Below are 23,652 nucleotides of genomic sequence, written 5' to 3' on the forward strand. Positions count from 1 at the left end.
CCGATGTGCGGCGCGGGGATCCACGAGAGCGTGTCCGGCATGCTGAAACCACTTGCCCTGGCGGCCGGCGTCCTGCTGGCGCTCAACGCCGCCGTCACCCCACCAGCCCAGGCGACACCGACCCTCGATTGGGGCGAGTGTCCCGGCGGGCCGGGCGAGGTCGGCATCGAATGCGCGACCTTGCACGTCCCGGTCGACTGGAGCCGTCCCGGCGGCCGCCAACTCACGCTGACCCTCGGCCGGCTGCCCTCGACCGCCCCGAAACCCCAAGGATCCGTGCTGGTCAACCTCGGCGGACCGATCGGGATCAGTATCGACCTGATGCGCTCGTACGGCGGCGCGGCGGCGTTCGCCGGACTCCGGCAGAAGATGGACATCGTCACCTGGGACCTGCGCGGCGGCCCCAACGCCCCGGGGCTGAGCACGAATCTCCCATGCGAGTGGACCGGCGCACGGCAGCCGCGAGTCCCGCGCAACCAGGCCGAGTTCGACGCACTCGCCGCCGCCAACCGGGCGATCGCGGAGAAGTGCCAGGCGAAGGATCGGCAACTGTTCGCGGCGATGGACTCCGCGAGCCACGCGCGCGACCTGGAGGCCATCCGGCGCGCGCTCGGCGAGTCGAAGGTGAACTTCTACGGAGCGTCGTACGGCGGCTTCATCGGGCAGGCGTACGCCGGGCTCTTCCCGGAGCGCGTGCGATCGCTGGTCCTCGACGGCACCTGGAACCACAGCACCGGCAACTGGGACCGCGAACTGACCCGGCTCGCGCGCGACGTGCAAACCTTCATGACCCGCTTCTTCGACTGGTGCCGTGGGCAAGAAAACTGCGCCTCGCTGTGGCAGCAAGTGGTGGCGCGAGCTCAGCGCAGTCCGCTGCCGGCCGGGAGTACGACGTACGACGGCAACGAGATCCGCTGGACCGGACTGCGGCTCGCACGGCTCGGTGAGGCGTCGTACCCGACGCTCTTGGCCGCGCTCAGGAAGGCTGCGACGACCGGTGACGCATCCGGCTTCGTACCGGCGCCGCCGAACGCGCCGTTCCCATCGGCGCCCTCACCGGGCGTCGTGGAGTGCACGGACTGGCCGCATCCGACCAGTCAACGCCAGCTCCAGCAGCAGGTACGACGTATGGAGGCCGCCGCGCCGTACACCGGGATCGCCGGCACCATCCAGCAGGCGATGCTCAACTGTGTCGGATGGCCCGTGCCGGTCCGCAACCAACCCGCCGCGCTGCCGGACGGCCTGCCACCGCTGCTGATGGCGGGCAACTGGAGCGAGTACGACTCTGCGACCCGGGTCATCGACCAGGTTCCGGGCAGCCGCGGGATCTACCACGACGGCCCGGGACACACGCTCTACACGTCCAACGACTGCGCCCGCACCAAGATCGACGCGTACCTGGCCGATCTCGTCGTACCGCCCCGCGGCACCCGCTGCTGAGCTCAGCGGACGCGGACGGAGACTGACGGACTCTTCTGGACGTTGCGGCCGTCGCTGACCTCGAGGTGGTACCACAGCTTCTGGCCGCTGGTCAGGCCGGAGTCGGTGACCGAGGTGACGGTCGGCTTCGTCCAGGAGTTCGACGTACGAGACCAGCTGCCGATTCGCGTGCGGCCGCGGTACACCAGGTAGGTGAGCGTGAGGTTGTCGCGGTCGAGCACGGTCGGGAAGGCGATCGTCACCTTGTTGACCCGCGCGCTGGCGACCTTGGGCGCGGCCGGTCGCGCCGGCGCCGCACCACCCGGCGCGTTCGTGAACCGGGTCAGCCCTTCCTGCGGTACGCCGTTCACCTTCGTGAAGTCACCACCCGCCCAGAGGTCGTTGCCACCGGACGCGAACGCGAGCGGACCGACGAGGGTCGTGCCACCGGCGGTCGCGTCCGGGAACCACGGACCGAGCTTCCCGGTGATCGCGCTGTAGACGAGGAAGTGATGCATCCCGGTCTTGTCCGGGAACGCTCCGTCCGCGCTGCAGTCGTGGGCGTGCGAACCCTTGTACAGCCAATTCCCGATTGCCTTGATCGCCTCGGTCGCGCCCCGGCACTTGCTCTGCCAGAGCAGCTTGCCGGTCGTGGCGTCCGCGGCCAGCACCCCGTCGTAGCAACCCACGCTGAGCGTGCCGGCGTTCGACGCGAAGACCTTGTTTCCTTGGACTTCGATATCCTTGACCCGGCTGTCGCACTCCTCGGACTTCGGCGGGATCGCGGCGGCGGCGGGCATCGAGAGCGCGGCGCCGGTGGCGGCGTTCACCATCGCGAGCGCGTGCACGTCGCGGCCGCCGATCCGGGTGAACCCGCCGCCGACAAACGCTCGCTTGCCGTCGGTCGACAGCTCGATCGCATGGACGTCGTCGTTCGCGTTCGGGCTCCACGCCAGCAGCGCCCCGCTGTTCAGGCTGACCGCGGCCGCCCGGCTGCGAGCCACCTTGTCCACCGATCCGAACGATCCGCCGAGGTAGACAGTGCTGCTGGAGACCTTCAGCGCCGCGACCCGGTAGTTCACCACCGGGTCCCACCCGGCCACCAGCTTGCCGCTCGCAACATCGAACATCGCCACTCGCGACCGCGGCACCCCGTTGACGACGGTGAAGTCGCCGCCGATCACGACGTACCGACCGTCCGGGGAGGTCGCGACGCTCCACACCGGCCCGTTGACCTGCGGCGCGAACCGCGTCGGTACGCCGGTGGTCCGATCGAACACCGCGAAGTACTTCCGCGCCACGTCCCCGACCCCACGGGCCTTCCCCGGCGGCCGGACCCGAGTGAACAGACCGCCGGCGAACACCAGGTTCCCCGCGACGGCGAGCGTGTTGACGCTCGCGTTCGTCTGCCAGGCCGTCTGCTGCACCGACGACAGCGCGGATCCGAACCCGCGCGGCGGGCTGGCGGCCGCCGCATCAGTCGCTGCCTGAACAGCGGGACCGGACGGAACCAGTGCGGCGGCGCCAACCGCCGCAGCGGTGACGACAGCCAGAACGGCCTTCTTCATGAGCAAACCCCCAAGGGTCCGCTCCGGCGGAAGATGCCGACCCCATGATCCGATGACAATGCGCGGTCAAACGATAACTGTCGGCACACGCACTTCGCGGCCCGGGGTCAGCTGCGGTAGCGGCGGCCGGGCCGGCAGCCCGCCAGGGTGTGGGTGCCGGTGCCGCTGACGTGCGGGATCAGGCCGTAGTAGATCCGGGGTGCGCCGTCGAGGGTCAGCGTCGCGTTGCCATTGGTGACAGGCAACGTCCGTGCCTGCCCGATCGCATCCAACTCTCGTACGGCGGAATTCGCGGAGACTGTCAGTGGCGTCTTGGTCGGCCACGGGTCGACCCAGACCTCCGGTGCCGGGAAGTGCCAATCAGTGCGCCGGCCCGCCGTGTTGAGGATGTACCCGTCGGCCCGGTTCCACAGCACGACCGCCGGTCCGTCCGGGGTGTCGAACCACAAGCCGGACGTCAACGGATCCGCAAACGTCAAATGCCCACGGAAGACGGCCTGGTCGAGCACCCGGGCCGCCGTCGCGTACGCGAGCAGCGACGGCTTCGGGCTCAGATCGCGGTTCATGAGGCCGAAGTGGTACTCCACGTTGTCCGGGTCCGCGATCTGCGGCATCCCGAGCACACTGTCGTGGAACTGGTACCAGCACACGCACCGAATACCCTCGGCCTTGGCCAGTGCCAAACTCAACAGCACGTTCTCCGCGGCATGCCGGTAAGTGTCGTGCCACCAGCTGTTCGGCTTGGTCGCGGCGTACGCCTCCGTCAGCCAGATCTCCTTCTCACCGTGCTGCGCCATCAGAGCCTTCAACTGCTTCAGGCCACCGTAGAAGTTCCAGTAGGCCCCGGTGGAGCCAGTGCCCCAGTCGTCGCCCGGTGGGATGTAGTCGGGCGTGAAGTTGCCGCGACCCGGGTGATAGGCGAAGGCATCGATCAGATCCCAGCCGCCCGCAGCGATGAAGTTCTCGACCCACGGCTTGTCCATGCCGGCCAGCCCGTTGTTCATCAGCTTCACGGTGTCCCCGGTGACGGCCCGGCGGTTGAACACCGGCCGCATCACCTTGTCCAGATAGGCCTGTGCGGCATCCCCGGTGTTGAAAGGGCGGTTCAGTTCGTTGCCCACCTCGAAGTACCCCGCACCCGCACCGGCCGCCACGGCCAGCTTGTCCGCGGCCCAGGCGGCCGCCTCGGCGTCGGTCACGGTCAAGGACGGCTGCAGCTCGATGTTGTGCCGCATCCCGCGCGCGTCGAACGCGGACGGCGGCAACCCGGGCCCACCGTCGTACGCGATCCGGACCAGACTGATACCAGCTCGCTGCCACAGATCGAGTACGGCGTCGGCGCTCGGCCGCTGGAGCCACGGGTAGTTCGCGATCGCGAACATGCTGTCCGCGCCGGCCTGATAGTCGTACGTCGGCAGTACGGCGAAATTGGTCCGCGCGAACGCCTCGTCATCGCCGGACCGGACCGCCACCTCGGCCAGTGCGATCCCGCTGGCCGGCGCGGTCAGGTTGAAAGTGTGCTGCCAGGTACCGGCCGCGGTGACGCTTCCCGTCACGGTGGTCGAGGCCAGGAGTGCGCCGTCGAAGCTGCGCATCCAGAGCTCGAGCTCGACCGACTTGGCCGCGCCGCCGTTGGCCACCAGCGCGGTGAGCGCCATCGGTGCACCGGCCGACTCGTACAGGTTGAAGGCGCTGTTGGTGGTGAGCTCGATCCCGAGCTCCCGGCCGCGGCCGATCGTGGCAGTCGCTGACGGGCGAGTCTCGGAGAAGAAGAAGTCGGCCCGGCTGGTCCAGCCGCCGGCCGGATCCACCACGCCCGGTGAGTGCACCCAGGTCGCGTTCGTCCAGGACTGCCGGGAGCGGTCCAGCAGAAAGAGACCGTGCAGGCTGGAGCTCCAGGTCGACGTGTGCGCGACGCCGACGGTGTCCTCGTACGGGATGCCGCCGCCCGCGTCGCGGACCCATTCGGTGATCGCGATGTAGTCGTCCGGTGCCGTCGGCGCCTGGATCGCGCGGCTGAACAGGAACCCGTCCGGGAGCAGCGTGTTCGGCCCGGTGATCCGCCATTCGAGCCGGGCATGCGACGTACCGACACTGAACCAGCCGGTGACGACCGTCGAGCCGGCGACGGCGTCGAAGATGTAGTCCATCCGGATCGCCGGCGTACCGTCCGCGAGCGCGCTCAGCGTCGGGGTGCCGCCGGTGGAGGTCAGGACGCCGGCGACGCTGTCCTTGACCTGGAACTTCGACCCGACCGACCGCGTGACGCCACCAGCGTCACGGATCGCGAGCCGGCCGCCGGGGCTGGCCAGCAGGCTGATGCCGCCGGCCGTCAGGGTCACGTCACCGGCCGCGGCGAACGCGCTGATCGGGGTCGCTTCGGCGACCAGTACGACGCCGGCCGCGAGCGCCGCGCCCAGCAGGCCGCGGCGGCTGAGGGTGGAGGTCATCGACTACTCCTTTGATAATGCGCATCTTCAGATTTGATGGACGGAACATTCCCAGCCCCGAACTCCCACGTCAAGAGGTCATTGCGCTAAGGACTTCGACTGGGCTATGGTCGCCGCAGCTTGCTGAAGATAGGCATTATCATGACGGAGGAACGATGGCACCGAAACCTCGCCGGGTCACCCAGCGCGAGATCGCCGAGATCGCCGGCGTCAGCCAAACCACGGTGTCGGTGGTGCTGAACGACCGCGACGGAACGAACGTGCGGATCCCCGAGGCGACGCGCGCGCGGGTCAAGAAGGCCATCGAGCAACTGACGTACGTCGCGGACCCGGCAGCCCGCCGCCTGGCCGGCCTGGACAACCAGATCATCGGCGTCTTCACCTACGAGGCCGCTCTGTCCCCCGAGAGCATGGATTTCTACGGGCCGTTGCTGAACGGGATCGAGCGCGCCGCCGAGCGGATCGGCTGGGACCTGCTGTTCTTCACGTCGTCACCGGTCGAGGACGGCACCCGGAGCCTGTTCCACCGCAAGACCCGGCTGCGGCTGACCGACGGCTGCGTGCTGCTCGGTCAGCAGATGGTCGCGTCCGAGCTGGAGCGACTGGTCGCCGAACAGTTCCCGTTCGTCGCCATCGGCCGCCGGGACGAGACCGCCGCCCCGGTGCCGTACGTCGCCATCGACTACGTCACGCCGGCCACGGCATTGATCGACCAGGCCGCTGCCGCCGGGCACCAGCAGGCCCTCTACGTACACCGCGGCCGGGACACGCCTGCGGCCCGGGACCGTCGCGGTGCCGTCGAGGCCGCCTCCGCGGACGGCCGGCTCGCCTTCCTGCTGGTCGGTGAGGAGCGGATCGCCGACCTGCCCCGGCTGGCGCAGGCCACCGGCGCGACCGTGATCATCGCCGAGGACGCGTTCCTGATCGAGGATGCCGTGCTCGCGCTGACGGCCGCGGGAGTCGCCGTACCGGACGAGATCTCGGTCGCGGCGCTCGGCGAGGTGCGCGGTCACCGGATCGCCGGCCGACCGCTCGCGGGCTTCCATGTGCCGAGGGAACAACTCGCGGCCGAGGCGCTCGACCTGCTCCAGTTGCTGATCTCGACCGAACCGCAGGAGTGGACCGACCTCGAGACCAGGCGGCACCTCGACTCCGAGGTCGAGCCGGGCGCCACCATCGTCGAACGGACAGACTCATGACCGACCGGCTTTCGACCGAGGTCGCGATCATCGGGGGCGGCCTCGGCTCCGTAGCCGCCGCGCTGGCTCTGTTGCAGCGTGGCCGGCGCGTGGTGATGACCGAGGAGTACGCGTGGCTCGGTGGACAGCTCACCTCTCAGGCGGTGCCGCCCGACGAGCACATCTGGGTCGAGCAGTTCGGCGTGACCGCCCGGTACCGCGCACTCCGCGAAGGCATTCGCCGCTATTACCGCGACAACTACCCACTGACCGACGCTGCCCGCACGGATCGCGAGCTGAATCCGGGACGTGGCCGGGTCAGCCGCTTGTGCCACGAGCCTCGCGTGGCCGACGCGGTCATCACCGCACTGCTCGCGCCGTACCGATCGACGGGCCGCCTGACCGTTCTGCAACCCTGCGTGCCGCTCGCGGCCGAGGTGACCGACGGCGTCGTCCGCACCGTGACGGTCGCGGATCCACGGACCGGGGCCGAGACCGTGATCTCCGCCGAGTTCGTCCTGGACGGGACCGAGACCGGCGACCTGCTGCCACTGACCGGCACGGAGTACGTCGTCGGCGCCGAAGCGCGAGCCGACTCCGGTGAGCCGAGCGCCGCCGAGGTCGCGGATCCCTCCAACGTGCAGTCGATCGCATGGTGCTTCGCCTTCGACCACGTCGACGGCGACCACACGATCGCGCGGCCCGACGACTACGACTTCTGGCGTTCGTTCGAGCTGCCGTACTGGGGCGCGCCGATGCTGTCCTTCGTCGCCCCGAACCCGCGGACGCTGGTACCGGAAGCACGGACGATGAACGTCAACCCGGTCGACGACCACTGGGGGGACCCGCGCTTCGACCCCGGCGACCGCGACCTGTGGCAGTTCCGCCGGATCGCGGCCCGGCAGAACTTCGCCGACGGCTTCTACGACAGCGACATCGTGCTCGCCAACTGGCCGCAGCTCGACTATGTCGGCGGCTCGATCATCGACACCGACGACCGCGCCGTACATCTGCTGGCCGCGAAGGCCCAGTCCCGTGCCTACGTGTACTGGCTGCAGACCGAGGCGCCACGTCCGGACGGCGGTCACGGCTGGCCCGGTCTGCGGCTCCGCGGCGACCTGGTCGGCACCACGGACGGCTTCGCGCAGGCGCCGTACATCCGGGAATCGCGCCGGATCAAGGCCCTCACCACCGTTCGCGAGCAGGACATCTCGATCAAGGCCCGCGGGTACGACGGTCCGGCCCGGTTCGACGCCTCGGTCGGAGTCGGGATGTACCGGATCGACCTCCATCCCTCCACCGGCGGCGACAACTACATCGACGTGGAGTGCGCACCGTTCGAGATCCCGCTCGGCGCGCTGGTTCCGGCGGCCACCCAGAACCTGGTTCCGGCCGCCAAGAACATCGGCACCACCCACATCACCAACGGCGCCTACCGGCTGCATCCGGTCGAGTGGAACATCGGCGAATCGGCCGGCGAACTCGTGGCGTTCTGCCTCGAGAGCGGCCTGAGCCCGCAGCAGATCGCGACCGACGACACCCTCGTCGAACGCCTCCAGGGCCGGCTGACCGAGGCCGGGGTCGAGCTCCACTGGCCCGAGATCGCCGGCTACTAGGGAGCCATCAGACACCCCCTCATCATCCCCAGCGAAGGACCACATCATGATCACTGCAAGGAAAGTGCTCGGCGCCCTCGCGCTGACCACCGCGGCCGCGCTGACGGCCGCGTGCGGAGCGTCCGACACCGGGGCGGAGGGGGCGAAGGCCACCGACGTCAAGCTGCGGATGACGGTCTGGACCTCGAACGAGGACCAGCTCAAGCTGTTCAACGCGATCGGCGACGCCTACCGGGCCGATCACCCCGAGGTCTCCTCGATCACCTTCGAGAGCCTGCCGTTCGCCGACTACAACACCACGCTGACGACGCAGATCGCCGGCGGCAACGCGCCCGACCTGGCCTGGATGGGCGACCTGTCCAAGGACCTGATCGCCTCCGACGCGCTGGTCGGCCTGACCGACAAGCTCAAGGCGACCGAGGGCTGGCAGTACGACGACCTGGTGGACAGCGCGACCAAGGAGTTCAGCCGGGACGGCAAGCTCTATGCCTACCCGTTCTCGAACTCGCCGTTCGCCCTCTACGTGAACACCGACCTGCTGGCGAAGGCCGGTCAGAAGATCGACCCGAAGACGCTGACCTGGGACCAGGTCGCCGCCGCGGGTGCCGCCGTACACTCCAAGACCGGCAAGGCGGGCTTCGTGATCCGGGACTTCGACTACAAGTCCTGGAACACGCTGGCGACGGTCTGGACCGGCTTCGGCGGGTCGGCGTGGAGCGCGGACGGAAAGACCTGCACGTTCGACAGCCCGGAGATGCAGCGCGCGTTCACGTTCCTGCACGACGCCGCGTTCAAGACCAGCGCGATGCCCGGCCCCGGCACGAAGGCCGACTTCTTCGCCGGTGACGCCGCCTTCACCATCGCGCAGGTCTCCCGCGCGTCGTTGCTCACCGGCTCGTTCAAGTTCGGCCTGTACCCGCTGCCGGCCGGTCCGTCCGGCAAGCACGCCGTACTCGGCCAGGCCGGTGTCGGTGTCCTTGCCGCCAGCAAGCATCCTGACCAGGCGACGGACTTCGTTGCCTACCTGACGAATCCGGCCAACGCGGCGAAGCTGGCCCAGTTCTTCCCGCCGCCCCGCAAGTCGCTGCTCACCGGCGCGAAGCTTGCCGAGAACAACAAGAAGCTCTCCGCGGCCCAACTGCAGGAAGTCGTGGTCGACCAGCTGCCGAACGCCGTCACCCTGCCCAACCACACCAGCCCGGCCGAGATCGCCCAGAAGGGCAAGACCGCGCTGGACGCACTGTGGAAGAGCGACGCCGACATCCCCGCCGTCCTGAAGTCGGTCTGCACCGCGATCCAGCCAATCCTGGCGAAGTAATGGCCACGCTCACGACCACACCGGACTCGGACCGAGCCCCGGTCGAGGCCCGATCCGTGCCCGATCCGTCGTTCTGGACCACTCGCCGGCGAGATGTGCTGACCGGGTACCTGTTCGTCGCACCACAGCTCGCCGGTGTCCTGGTGTTCGTGCTGATCCCGGTCGGCCTGGCGATCTGGTACAGCCTCAACAAGTGGAACGTCTTCACCGGAAAGCAGGTCTTCGTCGGCGCGGACCACTACGCCGCACTGGCTTCCGACCCGCAGTTGCCATCGGTGCTGCTGGCAACGGTCGTCTTCTCCGGCGGCGTCGTGGTCCTGAACATCACCCTCGGCCTGCTGATCGCCGTACTGCTGAACCGGCAGTTCCGCGGCGCGACGTTCTTCCGGACCTTGTTCTTCTCGCCGGTCGTGGTGTCCGTGGTGGCGTGGACCCTGGTCTGGGGCTTCCTGCTGCAGGACAACGGCGGCATCAACGGTCTGCTGCACGCGATCGGCGTGGACGGGCCGAACTGGCTGCAGCACGGCGACACCGCGATGCTGTCGGTGATCGTCAGCCAGGTCGTCCGCAGCGTCGGTGTGAACATGGTGCTGTTCCTGGCGGCGTTGCAGGGCGTGCCGTCGGAGCTGTACGAGGCGGCCCGGATCGACGGCGCGGGCAGCAGGTCGATCTTCGCCCGGATCACGCTGCCGCTGATCTCGCCGACGGTGCTGCTGACCGCGATCATCACCGTCGTCGGCGCGCTGCAGTCGTTCGCGCAGATCGCCGTACTCACCGGTGGCGGTCCGGAGCTGAGCACGACCGTGCTCGTGTACTACGTGTTCCAGCAGGCCTTCGAGTTCAACGACATCGGCTACGGCTCGACGCTCGCGCTGATGCTGTTGAGCTTCGTGATGGTGCTGACGCTGCTGCAATGGCAGCTGCGCCGGAAATGGGTGTTCCATGAGCAGTAGGTCAGCGTTGATCCGACGGGTGCTTCTGGTGGCAGCGCTCGCCGTACTCGCGGTCCCGTTCGCGGTGCCGACGATCTGGATGGTCGCGGCGTCGATCAAGCCGCTGCCCGAGATCTTCAAGGCGCCGCCGTCGCTGTGGACCGAGCATCCGACTCTGGCTGCGTACGGCGAAGCGTTCACGTTCCAGCCGTTCGCCCGGCAGTACGTGAACAGCGTCTACATCGCCGTACTGGTCACACTGATCACGCTGCTGGTCTCGAGCATGGCCGGCTATGCCTTCGCCCGGATCCGGTTCCCTGGCGCCAACGCCCTGTTTCTGGTGGTGCTGACCGGTCTGCTGGTGCCGAGCGAGGTGACGATCGTCCCGTTGTTCCAGGTGTTCAAACGGGCCGGGCTGATCAACACCCACTGGCCGCTGATCCTGGTCACCGCGTTCGGGGCGCCGTGCGTCCTGGCGAGCTTCATCATGCGGCAGTTCTTCATCGCCCTGCCCGCCGAACTCGAGGAAGCCGGCCGGCTCGACGGCCTCGGCCGCCCGGGGATCTGGTGGCGAATCTGTCTGCCCCTCGCCCGGCCGGCCCTGTCCGCGGTCGCGATCCTGACCTTCCTCGCCTCCTGGAACCTCTACCTCGAACCCACCGTCTACCTCACCTCGCCGGAGCTGTTCACGCTGCCGCAAGCCCTCACCCGATTCACCGACGCGTACGGAGCCGACATGTGGAACACACAACTCGCCGCCGCCACCATGACCGTGCTCCCGGTCCTGATCGTGTTCGTCATCGCCCAACGCCAGTTCGTCGAGGGCCTGGCCCACTCGGGCCTCAAATGACCGAGCCGATCGTCTTCGAACATGCCGACGTGCAGGTACGGGTCGATCGCGGCATCTTCGAGCTGTTCCAACGCAGGAACGTCGTCGCCTGCTACCGGACACCACTGGAGTGGGTCAGGGTGCACGTCCAGATCCGCCGGCGCGCGATGCTGCTGCACTTCTCCCACATCCAGGACCCGGACGAGCCGATCTACGGTCGCCTCATGAGCAGTGTCTACTCGCTGGCCACCGTCGAGATCCCGATGGCCGACGAGCCCGTCTACCGAGCCTTCTTCGCCGAACTCGCCCAGCTCTCCGGCCGCCCGATCGACTGACGGCCGTGCTGAGGTATTTCCTCCAGCGGCGAGAACTGCTGTCCTGAACCCTGGGGCCTTCTTGGGGGGAAGTACAGATGAGTCTTTGGGATGACACGCCTGCGTCCTTGAAGAACGGTGGCGGGCTCGATGCGCTCGAGCCGGTGCTGGACAGCGTGGACACACCGACCGAGGAGGAACGCGTCGAGGACGACGGGTTCAGCTGGCGGGTGTGGAAGACGACCGTGGGTGGCGATCTGCCGCTCAGTCTCGATCCGGCGACGGGATCGTTCAACCGAAGTCCGGGAGCGGTGAACAGCACCGCCACGCTGCTCACGTTTCCCGATCCGCGGGTCGGGGTCGAGTTCGCGCTCCGGCTGGACGCGCCGGGTGGTGATCCGGACGGGACCGTGCGGCTCGTGGCCGACACTCCACAGGCGATCGCGCGGTTGCCGTTCCTGCGGGGTGCGAAGCTCGACGCGCAGGGACAACTGCGCGCCGATCCGGCCAACCCGGATGTCCGGTTCCACCTGCCCGCGTTGCGGGTCCGGCTGTTGCGGCCGGTCGGGCAGGGTCTCGAGGTCAAGCTGCTGAGCAGTACGGTCAGTGGTCATCCTCCGCAGGATCAGATCTTCGACTTCATCCGGATGGAGCCGGCCCATGCGTTGATCGGTCCGGGTGAGGTGGTCGGGTTCGCCTTCCGCAGCGCCACCCTGGATCTGACGGGTGACGCCGGCCCGTCCGGCGTACCGGCGAATGCGCGGACGCAGCCGACCGATTGGCAGGGGTTGTATCTGCCCGAGGTCAGGCTCTTCGTCGCGCCGACCGGGCTCGAAGGGCTGGCGGTGAGCGCCGGCGTACGGGATCTGTGGATCGGGATCGGTCAGCACGCGGGGGTGACCGGGCTGTTCGAGGCCGAGGTGGTGAACCGCGGCCAGTCGCCGACGGTCCGGCTCGCGTTCCAGGGCCCTGCCGGTGAGTGGTATCCGGTGCCGGACACCGACCCGATACCGAATCCGGTCGACCTGCCCGACAGCGCCACGCTGTACATCACGGCCGGCGGCGGACTCGCGCCGTACACGTATCGCGTCACCGTCAACGGCGGCGATCCCACCACCCTCGACCGCCGGACGATCCTGCTCCCGGCCGCCGGAACGACGGCGCTGGAGATCAAGGTCACCGATGCCGGCCTGCATGAGCTGATCAGGAACATCTCCGTCCGCAGGGCGACCGCGACGCCGGTCACTCCGCCTCCCCCGCCAGGTGGCGAAGTCGTACCGCGAACTGTCACCAGCACCGGCCATCGCGTGGTCGTCACCAGTCAGACCGACAGCAACGCAACGATCAGACTCGATCCGGACGACGGCGGCGATATCGCCTGGTCGTGGCCCGGCGGCTCCGCCAACGGCGCCACCGCCGAGATCCCGGTGGCAGCCGGTGCGACCGTGACGGTGACGGCGACCAGGACAGTCACCCCCGCGGCGGTGGCCGAGTTCAGCGCCTACACGTTGTTCAACCACCCGACGACGACCGAGTTCCCCACCGGCACCAGCACCAACTGGACCACCGTCGCGGACAACATCCGCACCTCCCCCGCAACGTCACGCCAGGAATGGGGTGCCGCGCAGCCCTTCCTCGGCCCGGACTCACGGGCCCGGCTGGAACAGATCCCGAAGTCCACGCCGCTGGTCGTCGAGGGCTTCGCGTCGTTCGAGGGTCACACCGACCCGGACACCGTCACTCGGAACCTCGAGCTCAGCAGGCGGCGCCGGGATGCGTTGATCCAGCTGCTGACCACGGAACTGCAGTTCACCGCCGTGACTCCCGGCACCCCGCACGGTCAGGGGACCGCGGCAGGTAGCACGACGCCACCGCCCGGCTCGCCGGAGTGGTGGAGGGCGACGGCAAAACCGACACTGGCCGCGCCGACCACCGAAACCGTCACCGCTGACCTGACTCGCCCAGCAGCCGCGATCATCACGGAAGTCGACCCCGAGCCACCGCGCCAACTGGCCCCAGACTGCTTCCGCAAGATCGGCGTCCGGGTCGAACTGATCCGCGGCACCTTCGTGCGCGCCGAGATCTACGGCGAGTTCGACGTCCGCACCGCGGCCGAAGCGCGCCTGGACGAGCACACGGACGAGGAACTCCCGGCCAGGACCAATCCGAGCGACGGCATCTGCACCTTCCTGGTCCGGCTCAAGGTCGCCGAGGACCGCTCGTCCTGGGAGACCAGTGCCGAGTTCCGGGCCGTCGAAGGCGATCTCGACGGCCTCGCCAAGGTCGAGCGAGCGTCCGCGGGCCCGAACACCGCGCTCAACATCCTCGGTGCGGTCTCCGCCCTCTCCCCGCTCCTGGCCGCGGTCACGCCGCCGAGTCCGGCAGCAGGCGAGCTGGTTCCGCTCGTCGTCCTCGGCAGCGCCGCGGTCGGGCTGGGTGCCGGCGGCCAGATCCAGACCCAGTACGTCGTCCTCCGCGGCGGGCAGCTCGTGGTCACCGACGGCCTCGTGAACCCGGCCACCGGCAGCGGCCCGACCACCACCCAGATCAGCGTGCTGCTCGATCTCGAGACCGCGTTCTCGTTCGACCTCGGCTTCATCAAGGTCGATCCGCAGAAGCCGATCGTGACCCGCTACCAAGCGGTCGGGATCAGAAGCACGTGGGACACCGAGAACAACGGCGACGGAACGGTCGAGTACGTGCCGCTGCCCGTGTTCGACCCGAGCCGCGGCTACACGCTCGACGTACCGGCCGGGTCCTTGATGGCCGCGCCGCCGCTGGACTCGTTGCTCCGGGTGCTCGGCGTTCGCGCGAGCCGACTCAATCCGACCTACCTGGAAGTGGAAGTCGGCCTCGGAGTCGATCTCGGCATCGTCACCGTCGACACCGTTCGGATCCGGCTCCGGCTCGACGCCTTCGAGGCGCCGCAACTCACCAAGCTCGGCGCCACCCTGGACATCCCGGGCGCGATTCACGGCACCGGCTACCTGGAGATCACCGATCTCGGGTTCAAGGGCGCTTTCGATCTGACCTTCCCGTCGATCGGCCTGCGCGCGAGTGCCACGCTCGCGTTGGAGAGCCGGGCCGGCACGACCGGAGTGCTGGTCGGGGCCGAGGTCGAGTTCCCGGTGCCGTTGCCGCTGGGCAACTCGGGGCTGGGGATCTTCGGCTTCCTGGGCGGGGTCGGGGTCAACTACCGCAGGCTCGAGCAGACCGGCGTACAGGCGCCTGCGTTGAAGTGGCTGGAGAATCAGCTCACGCCTGCCCGCGGGTTCAGCGTGATGCATCCGGCGGGGTGGGAGCTGAACCCGGGCAGCTTCGCGATCGCCGCGGGCATGATGCTCGGCACCGCCGAGGGTGGTTTCCTGATCCACCTCAAGGGGATCGTGCTGGTCGAGGTGCCCGGGCCGCGGCTGCTGCTGGTGATGAAGGCCGACGTACTGAAGATGCCGCCGGTCCTGAAAGCGCAGAGCAGTGCCACGTTCCTGGCCGTGCTCGACCTCGACTTCGGCCGCGGCACGATCACGATCGGCATCGTCGCGGAGTACAGCATTCTCAAGCTGCTGAAGATCCGTGTCCCGGTGACCGCGTTCTTCCATCTGTCGCAGGCGCAGAACTGGTTCATCGATCTCGGCACCTACACCGACCCGGTGACGGTCTCGATCCTCGACGTCTTCCGCGGCACCGGCTATCTGATGATCCACGGCGACGGCACCACGCTCGCCAATCCGAAGCTGCCGATCACCACCAACGGTCTGGCGATCGCGGTCGGCTTCCATCTGCAGTGCGTGCTGATGGGCAGCAAGTCCGTCGGCCTGTACTTCGAGGTCGCGGCCGGGTTCGACGCGCTGATCTCGTTCGAGCCTTTCGGTCTGGGCGGGATGATCTACGCCCGGGGCGAGCTGCGGCTGTGGATCGTCGGCATCTCGGCGCGGGCCGAACTGACCGTGCTGGTCGGCCGCCGCGGCGGCACCGACACGACCAGCATCACCGGCCGCGTCTGCGGCAAGGTCGACTTCTTCTTCTTCAGCGTCGAGGGCTGCGTCAAGCTCGAGATCGGCGGCGGCCCACCGGACCCGGCCGATCCTCCGGAGCTGATCGGCGGGGTGAAACTGGTCAGCCGGTCCCCTGCCCTCGTCGAGGGCAGCGCGACCGATCGGGCCGTCGACGGCGCGTTGGGTGACGCAGCAGCTCAGTCCGGCGACCCGATACCGACCGTTCCGCTGGATGCGGTTCCGGTCGTCCTGTTCAAGACCCCACCGAGTGTTCTGGCCGGCGACGTCGTGCTGGGTGGTGAGGCGCGCGGCACGTCCGGCGCCGGAGCCGATCCGTGGGTGCGCCGAGGCGACAACTGGTGGCGTTTCCAGCTCACCAGCGTCGAGTTGATCGGCGACCTGCAGCCGGATCCGCCCGCGGGCAAGACACCCGCGACGTGGTGGGCACGCAACGCGCCCGGCCAGTCCCAACTCGGACCGGCGCTCGCGTTGCTGAGCTGGTTGCCGACGCCCGCACCACGAGCCGTCCCGTACGGCGAAAGCCTCACCACCACGGTTAAGGAGCAGTGGGGACACATCTGCGGCGACCCCGCCCGCCCGGCGCCGGTCGTGTGGACCTTCGACAACAAGCCGACCGGACCGAGTCCGACCGGCTGGCGCCTCACCGGCATCCCCTGGCCGGACCGGCCGGGCGACTTCCGCAGTACGCCGGTCGACGCCAAGCTCGACGTCACCGAGACCTGGCGAACCCACCATCCGCTCGCCGATCTCTTGCAGGGCACGGATCCTGCGGTCGTCGTCGGCGACTCGGTGCCGTGTCCGACCGGCCACATCGATCACGTCGACTCGATCCAGGTCTGGCACAGCGGCAACCCGCTGACCTTCAGCAACGCCGCGCTGCCGATGAACGGCGAGGCTCTGCAGGAGGTCGTGGACCTGCTCGCCACCGGTACCGCGCTGGCCGACCTCGGTGCGGCGTGGGCCGAAACGGCTTGGGACAAAGGGCTTTCCGACCAGCCGTTGGGATGCCAGGGCAGGATCCTGCGTTCACCGTCGGGCGACGAACCCGACCCGGCGCCGTACGGGACCGAGGAAGAACGCGAGCTGGTCAAGAAGATCTGGGAGGAGACCGGGTTCAAGCCGTCGGACTTCGCCAACACCGTGCGGCTCTCGGTGGACGGCGGTCTCGAAGCACTCGAACTCCTCCTGCTGGTGTCCGAGCGGATGCTCAACGAGGGCCTGATCATCACCTGCCGCAAGAGCGACGGTTCGGTCGTCGCGCAGCAGCCGGTCACCCCGGACAGTATGGTGACCTCGACCAACCCGCTGCCAGGCGACTGGACCGACCCGACGGGCCCCTGGGCCGACCCGATCGAACGCGCCGGGCGGATCGCGGCCCGGGTCGTCGCCGAAGAGCGCGACCTGCTCCTCTGCCGCGTTGTCGTCGACGTACCGGGCAGCGTGGCCGTCGTGGAGCTCGGCGCCGATCGCCGCGAGCGGTTCCTTGCCGGTACGCCGTACTGGCTGATCGCCGCGGCCGGGATCACCACCGCCGAGCGGTGGCGTTTCGACTACGACACCCAGGTCATCACCACCGACCGCGATCTGCTCGAATCCACCCTGACCCAGGACCCGACCGACGTCGCATTGCTCGTGCCGTCGCAGTCGTACACGGTCAGGGTGAAGTACCGCGCCCAGTCCGTGGCCGGTGCGAACAAGCCGTCGCCCACCGAGCCGGAGAACTGGGGCGGCGAGGAGACCCGGGACTTCCAGTTCGCGGCGGACGGGCCGGACGAGGTACCTCGTGATCTCGGGCCATGGTTGCTGGCCACCGCGCCGGCGATGAACGAGACCGGCATCTTCTGCGCCGAGCCGATCCGGATCGCGCTCGCCACCCAGAACGTGACCGCCCTCTTCGACGCGTACGGCGAGGAGTTGCGCGTCCACGTGCAGGCCTCGTCCGGCTTCCATCCCGAACCACCAGGTGGCGGCCTCGCACTCACCCTGGCCTATCAACTGACCGGCCAGGGCGGGGTGATGGGTGCTCTGACACCGGACCTGGGCCAGGTCATGAACCCATGGCAGCAGGCAGTGACCGAACTGCTCGACGAGCTGCCGTGCACCGACAGCAGTGGCAGCAGCACCCACGGCACGATCCTGACGCTGCCCTACGACCTGCAGCCGCTCACCGACTACCTGGTCGACATCGAAGCCGTACCGAAGGGGGCACCTGACAACGCCCACGGCAGGCGCGTCTACCGGGTCGGCTTCACCACCTCTCGCTTCGACACGGTGGGCGACCTGGCGAAGCTCATCCGGCTAGGGTCCCGCGCGGACCGACATGTGCCGGCTCCGACCGCGCTGTCCGCATTACCTCTGACCCCGGCAGGCGACGTACTGGACACGGCCTACCAGTCCGCCGGGCTCGCCATCCCGCAAGTACCTCGCTATCCCGCGGCCGAAGTGCTCTGGTCCGGTGAGGCCGTACCGCAGCCGGTCGCGGTCGTCGTGGAATGCAGCGAGGCGATGTGGCGCTCGCGGCCGATGCCTACCGTCGTCGAGGGGCCACCCGACCCATCAGCCGGACCGGGTCACAAGTGGTGGGCCGCAGTCGAGGGTGACTGGCTCTCGCTCGAGCCGAGCACCGCAGCGGTCGCGGCCGGCGATCTACCAAGAGCCGGGATCACCAAACTCGTGAAGGGCCCCGGCGGCACCCGAGCCGTCATCCTGCTCGCACCAGGCTCCCGCGGCTCCGAGCTGCGCCTGGATCTTGTACTCGCCGGTGACGCACTCGCCGGTACGCCGGAACAGCGGGCCGAGGCCTTGCGCATCGCCCTGCATCGGGCGCCTTGGGAGGTGGAGGACTGATGGCTCGTCGAATCGCCTGGCCCTACTGGTTCCGCGCCGAAGCAGCCAAGATCCCGTGGCCCGTCATTGCCGAGCAGCACCTGCAGCAGGTTCGTCAGCACCACGTCGTGATCGACGACCGGCTGCTGGAGCACCTGAGGACGATCCGGGAGAAGCGGCCCACCGAGATCCAGTTGCGCTGGATCTGCGCCAAGGAACTCGGCGTTCCGTCCGAGCCGTTCGTCGTGTGGCAGCGGTCGCGACGGGACAGGCCCGAGCGCGCCGACTTCACCCAACTCCCGGTCAAGGGCGGTCTAGGGCTGAACTGGAGCAGAGTCGCCTCGTACGTCGAAGTCGAGTGCGACCCGATCGACCCGGCTCGCCCCGTCGGACTACTGGTCACCCGCGGCGCTCTGGGCCTCGAGGCCACCGTCGGAGCCGCCGCCGTCACCAGTGCAGGTGGTGCTCGGGTGCGGCTCGTCGTTCGATGCCCGGGTGGCACGAGAGCTCTACTGGTCAACGGACACAGCCCGGACCTCCGGATCGAGCTACTCCAGCAGGTGCTCGACGACGACGAGTGGACGCCGCTCGAACGAGTAGGCCTGCCGGTGGACTCCCCCTGGCCCGGTACGTCGTACGACGCCGGACCGCAGGGTTTCTTCGACAACCCGGTGGACCCGGTCGAGGCCGCCCTGCAGCGACTCAAGCGCGGCGGTCCCCCGGTCGGCTGGTACCCAGTCACCGCCACCAGCCGTACGGCGCCGCTCTGGGCGCCACCCGACTACGGCATGCTGCTCAAGGAGATCCGCAACGAGACCCTGCCCCGGATCGAGCGGATCTACCGCCCGGCCCTTCCGCCGTACGAGCAGCAGAACGTGCTCGACACCGGACCGGTCGACGGTCCGAGTGGGTCTTCCTTGACCGCGACTGCCGAGCTGCCTGTGCTCTCACTGCTGACCCTGCCTGCGAGTGCGGACCCGTTCCTGGCCCTGGGGCTCGGCTTCGGGACCAGCTACCTGGAGGAACGTCAGCACGACCAGCCGGGCGTTGGTGGTGACGACCTGATGGTCACCGCCGAGTACTCGGACACGCCCAACGGAATGGGTTCCACCACGATGGCGGCGTACCTGCCGTCCTTCCCGCAGCACGTGAACACTGCGACGCCGATCAATGTCGCGGCTGTCCGCGATGGGCTGGTGGCGCCCGAAGTACCGGATCGACCGTGGCGCGAGACGGTGCGCATCTCATGGTTCCGGCCGGCGAGCACGGCCGCGCTCGGGCAAGGAACGGGCGGATCCCTGGCTCGCTTCGAGTCGCCTGCCGATACGACCGCCGAGTGCTTGCTGCCGCTGCGGCCGGCGGGCGACTTCCGGCCGCTGCTTCCGGTGCCTGACGGTCCGGAGGATCAGCCGGAGTTCCGCCGGACGAGCATCGTCGACGCCGCCGCCGAGATCCCGCTCGGGAGCGGCGGGCGCAGTCCGGGCTATCCGGTCGCGGTTCAGGATGTCTTCGGCGTGTGGTCGAAGTGGGAAGACGCGCTGTATGCCGGCGACGAGCCTGCTCCGCCCCGGCCGCGCATCATCGCGATGGCGCTCACTTCCACCTTCACCGGTTCGACCTCGTGCCCCGCGACGCTCGAGGTCGAGCTCGCGGTGGGCTGGGAAGGCCGTACGCCGGTCGCGGTCGACCTGCGCGTCGTGATGTTCCCGATGGCGTCATCAACCAGTCCGCCACCGGCGGGTGTCACGCCGTTCGGTGCCGCACCCGCTGGTTGCTTCCGGCGGGATGTGGCGCTGAGCTTTGCGGGTCACGAGTTGCAGGGCGGCGCCGGAGTACAGGTCGAGCATCTGGACTCGGCCGGTGAGAACGTCGTACCGCCCGGGCCTGCGCAGGGCGAAGAAGGGCGTCGGTACAAGCTGCGGATCTCTGTGCCCGTCCTGGACTTCGGGGTGACCGCGCGCTGGGGTGCGGCTTTGTGGACGCGGTCCCATCTGCTGATCGGGGTCACGTCCGGCCTGACGCCGGCTGCGGCAAGTCCTGCGCTGACGAGTGCGGCGACGCCGGTACCGGTCGCGCCGATTCCGCCGCCACTACCGCCCGGTGTCCCGATGGGGAGCGCACCCGACGCGCAAGGCTGCTCGCACGCGAGGGTGCAGTGGTCTGTGCCCGCCGGCGCGCAACTCCAAGCAGACAAGGGAATCATCGTCTGGGAGATCGCCGAGACAGCCCTTCGCCAATCCGTCGGACTACCGGCGCGAGCGGCCGAAGGCACGCTGCCCGGCGTACGGCTGCAACAACTCTGGGACTCGTACGACGCTCTCCCGGCCGACCGCCGCCGGTCGATCTTCCGGCGTCTGATGGTGCTGCCCGGCTCGGCTCGCGAAGCGGACGTCACCCTGCCCAAGGGATCGACGGACATCCACCTGTTCACCGTGACCACGCTGTCCACGTCAGGCATCGAGTCGGCCTGGCCCGGCGGCGCGCCCGCTCACGCAAGCCTGCAGGCCGTCGCGGCACCGCGACTGCGTCGTCCCGCGGCACCTGTCGTCAGTTCGGTCATCGGAATCGCGGGCAACGTCGCCCTGACCATGACCTCGGCGAGCCGGGTGCCGGTCCGCGAGTTCCGGCTGTTCCGGACGCGATCCGAGGTCGCCGCGCGATCCTTCGAGTCGATGGGACCGGCGTTCGCCGTCGTACCGGCTGTTCCGCCTGGCGCAGGGCAGCCACCCGACCCGGTCACAGGCGAGTTGACGTACACAGCCAGCTGGACGGGTGCGTTCGGTCCGTCGTGGGACGACTGGTTCGTGCGGGCGGTCGCGGTACCGGTTGATGCTGTGCCGGTTGCGGCTGTGCGTGGTCTGCCGTCGACTGCCTGCGAGCCAGTGGTCGTGACAGTCCTTCCAGGAACGGCACCCGACCTGGCTCCGCTCGTCGCTACGCCGATGGGCACGGGCGAGCTGATCCTGGTGACGACGTCAACCTCGGCACCTCCTCGAGAGGTCGCTTTGGGTAACCACCGCATCTCGGTCGAAGTACAGGGCGCTGCTGGGGTGATCAACGTCGATCCGCTCCCACTTCAAGAGGTAGCGGAAGGGCCGGTCTCCGGACCGGCGCCGGCCGACGCCGACCCAGGTGCGGCCGTCGTCCGCGGACCGCGAACGGTCGGCCGAACGCCACTCGGCGTCTGGCTCACCCGGCCCGACAGCGGCCAGCCGCTCGACGTCTTCGTCCGGCTGGTCGATCCGCTCGGTCGGCTCGCCGAACAGCAAGTCACCGTGCCGGCGTTCGTTGCCGAACTGCCGAGTCTCGATCTGATCGACATCTTCACGATCGTCGGCCGCGGTGTGGTGGCACGGCTCCGCTCGGATGCCGATGCCGCAGCTCAACCCCCTTACGTTCTGGGGGTTCAAGCCCAGCAGACCCGCCGTCCGTTCCCGATCGGTCCGTTACCACCACCGGTCCGGGCTCGCTTCGAACTCGACGACATTCCGACCCGCCCGGGCCCCTTCCCGAGCGTCGCCGCCATCCAAGCCGTCCGAGTGACCGACGACCCGCCGCACGAGTACCAGATCCTCATCCGGCTCACACCCCCGATGGTCGTGACCTTCGTCCTGCGCGCCCCCGACGGCGCCCAGACCCAGGTGGTCGCCGAGGTCTGAGTGGTTCTCGACGCGCTTGCATCTGTTTTGTTAGTCGGCTAAATTTCGTTATTAGCCGACTAACAATATATCCAGGAGGACGGGTCATGGACCTGGGTTTGAAGGATGCCGCGGTGCTGGTGACGGGCGGGTCGTCGGGCATCGGGCGGGCTACCGCGATCGCGTACGGGCGGGAAGGGGCCCGGGTCGCGATCACCTACAACTCGCAGAAGAACGCCGCCGAGGCGGTCGCGGAGGAGATCGAGGCGGCGGGTGGTACGGCGTACGTCGTCCAACTGGACCTCGGTGCGCCGGAGACGATCGCGGCCGCCGTCGCGTCGACGGTGGAGCACTGGGGCGGGCTGGACGCCGTGGTCGCGAACGCGGTCAGCTGGGGAACGCTCGGGTACGACGACCGGCCGGAGCGGATCGAGGACTCCCGGGTCGAGTGGTGGACCGAGATCATCCGGGCCAACCTCGAGGGGAACTACCACCTCGTCCAGCAGGTCGCACCGGCGCTCCGCGCCTCCGAGCACGGCCGCCTGGTGCTGATCTCGACGGACCTCGCCGAGCGCGGCATGCGCGGTTCCTGGGCGTACGGCGCCGCGAAGGCGGGACTGCACGGCCTGGCGGCGAGCCTGCAGCACGATCTGGGCGCGGACGGCGTACTGGTCAACGTCGTACTCCCCGGTATCACGCTGGAGAACGGCGCGCACCGGGTCATCCCCCGCCAGGCGCTGGACCGGATCGCGGCCGGATTCACCGCCCGGCACCTCCCCGACGCGTCCGAGCTCGCCGACGCGATCCTGTTCCTGACCTCGCCCCGCACCAAGGCGATCCAGGGCCAGTTGCTGCACGTCACCGGCGGCGATCTGATCCCTGCGTAATGCAGCACTGACGGCGTCGGCGCTTGTACGGTGGGCTCAGGAGTACTCCGGAGAAGGAGCGTCGCGATGGCCCGGGCACTGATCGTGGTTGATGTGCAGAACGACTTCTGCGAGGGCGGAAGCCTGCCCGTCCCCGGCGGCGCCGACGTCGCGTTCCGGATCGGGGAGCTGCTGCACAAATGGCACGAGGCCGAGCCGGACGACCGGCAGTACGCGTACGTCGTGGCCACCCGGGACCACCACATCGACCCGGGTGACCACTTCTCCAAGGAACCCGACTTCGTGCACTCCTGGCCGCGGCACTGCGTAGCCGGCACCGACGGCGTCAGCTTCCACCCGAACCTGGACCCGCAGCCCTTCGACGCAATCTTCGACAAGGGCGAGTACGCGGCCGCCTACTCCGGCTTCGAGGGCAAGTCGCACGAAGGCGGTCAAACCCTCGCCGACTGGCTACGCGGCAAGGGCGTCACCGACGTCGACGTCTGCGGCATCGCCACCGACTACTGCGTCCGAGCCACCGCCCTAGACGCCCGCAAAGAAGGCTTCACCACCACAGTCCTCACCGCCCTAACCGCCGGCGTAGCCGAACCCACCACCCAACAAGCCCTAACAGACCTCCGCACCGCCGGCGTATCCCTCACCTAACCGCGCTGAACGGACA

Annotated in this window: 13 protein-coding genes; 11 read left to right on the forward strand and 2 right to left on the reverse strand. The window is 68.8% G+C overall.

Annotated features, from left to right (window positions below; genetic code table 11):
• Nucleotides 1-39: 39 nt before the first annotated feature.
• The gene (locus tag EV137_RS12485; RefSeq protein ID WP_166679847.1) at nucleotides 40-1,440 is read left to right on the forward strand and encodes an alpha/beta fold hydrolase; all 1,401 of its coding nucleotides are present in this window, start codon (nucleotides 40-42) and stop codon (nucleotides 1,438-1,440) included.
• 2 nt (nucleotides 1,441-1,442) lie between these two features.
• Here EV137_RS12485 and EV137_RS12490 read toward each other — a convergent pair whose 3' ends face one another.
• Together EV137_RS12490 and EV137_RS12495 are read right to left on the reverse strand one after the other, a co-directional pair.
• Nucleotides 1,443-2,987 carry a WD40 repeat domain-containing protein gene (locus EV137_RS12490; RefSeq protein WP_134128646.1) on the reverse strand — a complete coding sequence of 515 codons (1,545 nt, stop codon included), beginning with the start codon at nucleotides 2,985-2,987 and terminating at the stop codon, nucleotides 1,443-1,445.
• A 107-nt stretch (nucleotides 2,988-3,094) separates the two neighbouring features.
• The gene (locus EV137_RS12495; protein ID WP_134128648.1) at nucleotides 3,095-5,437 is read right to left on the reverse strand and encodes a hypothetical protein; all 2,343 of its coding nucleotides are present in this window, start codon (nucleotides 5,435-5,437) and stop codon (nucleotides 3,095-3,097) included.
• A gap of 155 nt (nucleotides 5,438-5,592) precedes the next feature.
• Between EV137_RS12495 and EV137_RS12500 the strand changes: the two genes are divergently transcribed.
• The 10 genes from EV137_RS12500 to EV137_RS12545 all read left to right on the forward strand — a co-directional run bounded on the left by EV137_RS12500 (nucleotide 5,593) and on the right by EV137_RS12545 (nucleotide 23,636).
• The gene (locus EV137_RS12500; protein WP_134001256.1) at nucleotides 5,593-6,636 is read left to right on the forward strand and encodes a LacI family DNA-binding transcriptional regulator; all 1,044 of its coding nucleotides are present in this window, start codon (nucleotides 5,593-5,595) and stop codon (nucleotides 6,634-6,636) included.
• Entirely contained in the window at nucleotides 6,633-8,231 is a 1,599-nt protein-coding gene (locus tag EV137_RS12505; protein ID WP_134128649.1) for an FAD-dependent oxidoreductase, read from the forward strand. Before EV137_RS12500 ends, EV137_RS12505 begins: the two co-directional genes overlap by 4 nt.
• 46 nt (nucleotides 8,232-8,277) lie before the next feature.
• Nucleotides 8,278-9,549: an ABC transporter substrate-binding protein gene (locus EV137_RS12510; RefSeq protein ID WP_134128651.1), complete on the forward strand. Its 1,272-nt coding sequence runs from the start codon at nucleotides 8,278-8,280 to the stop codon at nucleotides 9,547-9,549.
• Nucleotides 9,549-10,502: a carbohydrate ABC transporter permease gene (locus tag EV137_RS12515; protein ID WP_134128653.1), complete on the forward strand. Its 954-nt coding sequence runs from the start codon at nucleotides 9,549-9,551 to the stop codon at nucleotides 10,500-10,502. The genes EV137_RS12510 and EV137_RS12515 overlap by 1 nt, the downstream gene beginning before the upstream one ends.
• Nucleotides 10,492-11,331, forward strand: coding sequence for a carbohydrate ABC transporter permease (locus tag EV137_RS12520; protein WP_134128655.1), 840 nt, complete (start codon nucleotides 10,492-10,494; stop codon nucleotides 11,329-11,331). Before EV137_RS12515 ends, EV137_RS12520 begins: the two co-directional genes overlap by 11 nt.
• Nucleotides 11,328-11,645 carry a hypothetical protein gene (locus EV137_RS12525; RefSeq protein ID WP_134001266.1) on the forward strand — a complete coding sequence of 106 codons (318 nt, stop codon included), beginning with the start codon at nucleotides 11,328-11,330 and terminating at the stop codon, nucleotides 11,643-11,645. Before EV137_RS12520 ends, EV137_RS12525 begins: the two co-directional genes overlap by 4 nt.
• A 77-nt stretch (nucleotides 11,646-11,722) precedes the next feature.
• Entirely contained in the window at nucleotides 11,723-18,487 is a 6,765-nt protein-coding gene (locus EV137_RS12530) for a DUF6603 domain-containing protein (protein WP_134128657.1), read from the forward strand.
• Entirely contained in the window at nucleotides 18,487-22,125 is a 3,639-nt protein-coding gene (locus EV137_RS12535) for a hypothetical protein (RefSeq protein WP_134128659.1), read from the forward strand. The genes EV137_RS12530 and EV137_RS12535 overlap by 1 nt, the downstream gene beginning before the upstream one ends.
• Before the next feature lie 86 nt (nucleotides 22,126-22,211).
• The gene (locus tag EV137_RS12540; RefSeq protein ID WP_134128661.1) at nucleotides 22,212-22,991 is read left to right on the forward strand and encodes an SDR family NAD(P)-dependent oxidoreductase; all 780 of its coding nucleotides are present in this window, start codon (nucleotides 22,212-22,214) and stop codon (nucleotides 22,989-22,991) included.
• A gap of 66 nt (nucleotides 22,992-23,057) precedes the next feature.
• Nucleotides 23,058-23,636, forward strand: coding sequence for an isochorismatase family protein (locus tag EV137_RS12545; protein ID WP_134128663.1), 579 nt, complete (start codon nucleotides 23,058-23,060; stop codon nucleotides 23,634-23,636).
• Nucleotides 23,637-23,652: the final 16 nt, after the last annotated feature.

It is taken from the genome of Kribbella pratensis (genome assembly GCF_004366075.1).
Classification (GTDB): domain Bacteria; phylum Actinomycetota; class Actinomycetes; order Propionibacteriales; family Kribbellaceae; genus Kribbella; species Kribbella pratensis.

Excerpts from the sequence above, each read along its gene's own strand:
- EV137_RS12485 (WP_166679847.1), top strand. The coding sequence starts at position 40 with ATGCTGAAACCACTTGCCCTGGCGGCCGGCGTCCTGCTGGCGCTCAAC.
- EV137_RS12535 (WP_134128659.1), top strand. The coding sequence starts at position 18,487 with ATGGCTCGTCGAATCGCCTGGCCCTACTGGTTCCGCGCCGAAGCAGCC.
- EV137_RS12530 (WP_134128657.1), top strand. The coding sequence starts at position 11,723 with ATGAGTCTTTGGGATGACACGCCTGCGTCCTTGAAGAACGGTGGCGGG.
- EV137_RS12525 (WP_134001266.1), top strand. The coding sequence starts at position 11,328 with ATGACCGAGCCGATCGTCTTCGAACATGCCGACGTGCAGGTACGGGTC.
- EV137_RS12515 (WP_134128653.1), top strand. The coding sequence starts at position 9,549 with ATGGCCACGCTCACGACCACACCGGACTCGGACCGAGCCCCGGTCGAG.
- EV137_RS12540 (WP_134128661.1), top strand. The coding sequence starts at position 22,212 with ATGGACCTGGGTTTGAAGGATGCCGCGGTGCTGGTGACGGGCGGGTCG.
- EV137_RS12545 (WP_134128663.1), top strand. The coding sequence starts at position 23,058 with ATGGCCCGGGCACTGATCGTGGTTGATGTGCAGAACGACTTCTGCGAG.
- EV137_RS12510 (WP_134128651.1), top strand. The coding sequence starts at position 8,278 with ATGATCACTGCAAGGAAAGTGCTCGGCGCCCTCGCGCTGACCACCGCG.
- EV137_RS12495 (WP_134128648.1), bottom strand. The coding sequence starts at position 5,437 with ATGACCTCCACCCTCAGCCGCCGCGGCCTGCTGGGCGCGGCGCTCGCG.
- EV137_RS12520 (WP_134128655.1), top strand. The coding sequence starts at position 10,492 with ATGAGCAGTAGGTCAGCGTTGATCCGACGGGTGCTTCTGGTGGCAGCG.
- EV137_RS12490 (WP_134128646.1), bottom strand. The coding sequence starts at position 2,987 with ATGAAGAAGGCCGTTCTGGCTGTCGTCACCGCTGCGGCGGTTGGCGCC.
- EV137_RS12505 (WP_134128649.1), top strand. The coding sequence starts at position 6,633 with ATGACCGACCGGCTTTCGACCGAGGTCGCGATCATCGGGGGCGGCCTC.
- EV137_RS12500 (WP_134001256.1), top strand. The coding sequence starts at position 5,593 with ATGGCACCGAAACCTCGCCGGGTCACCCAGCGCGAGATCGCCGAGATC.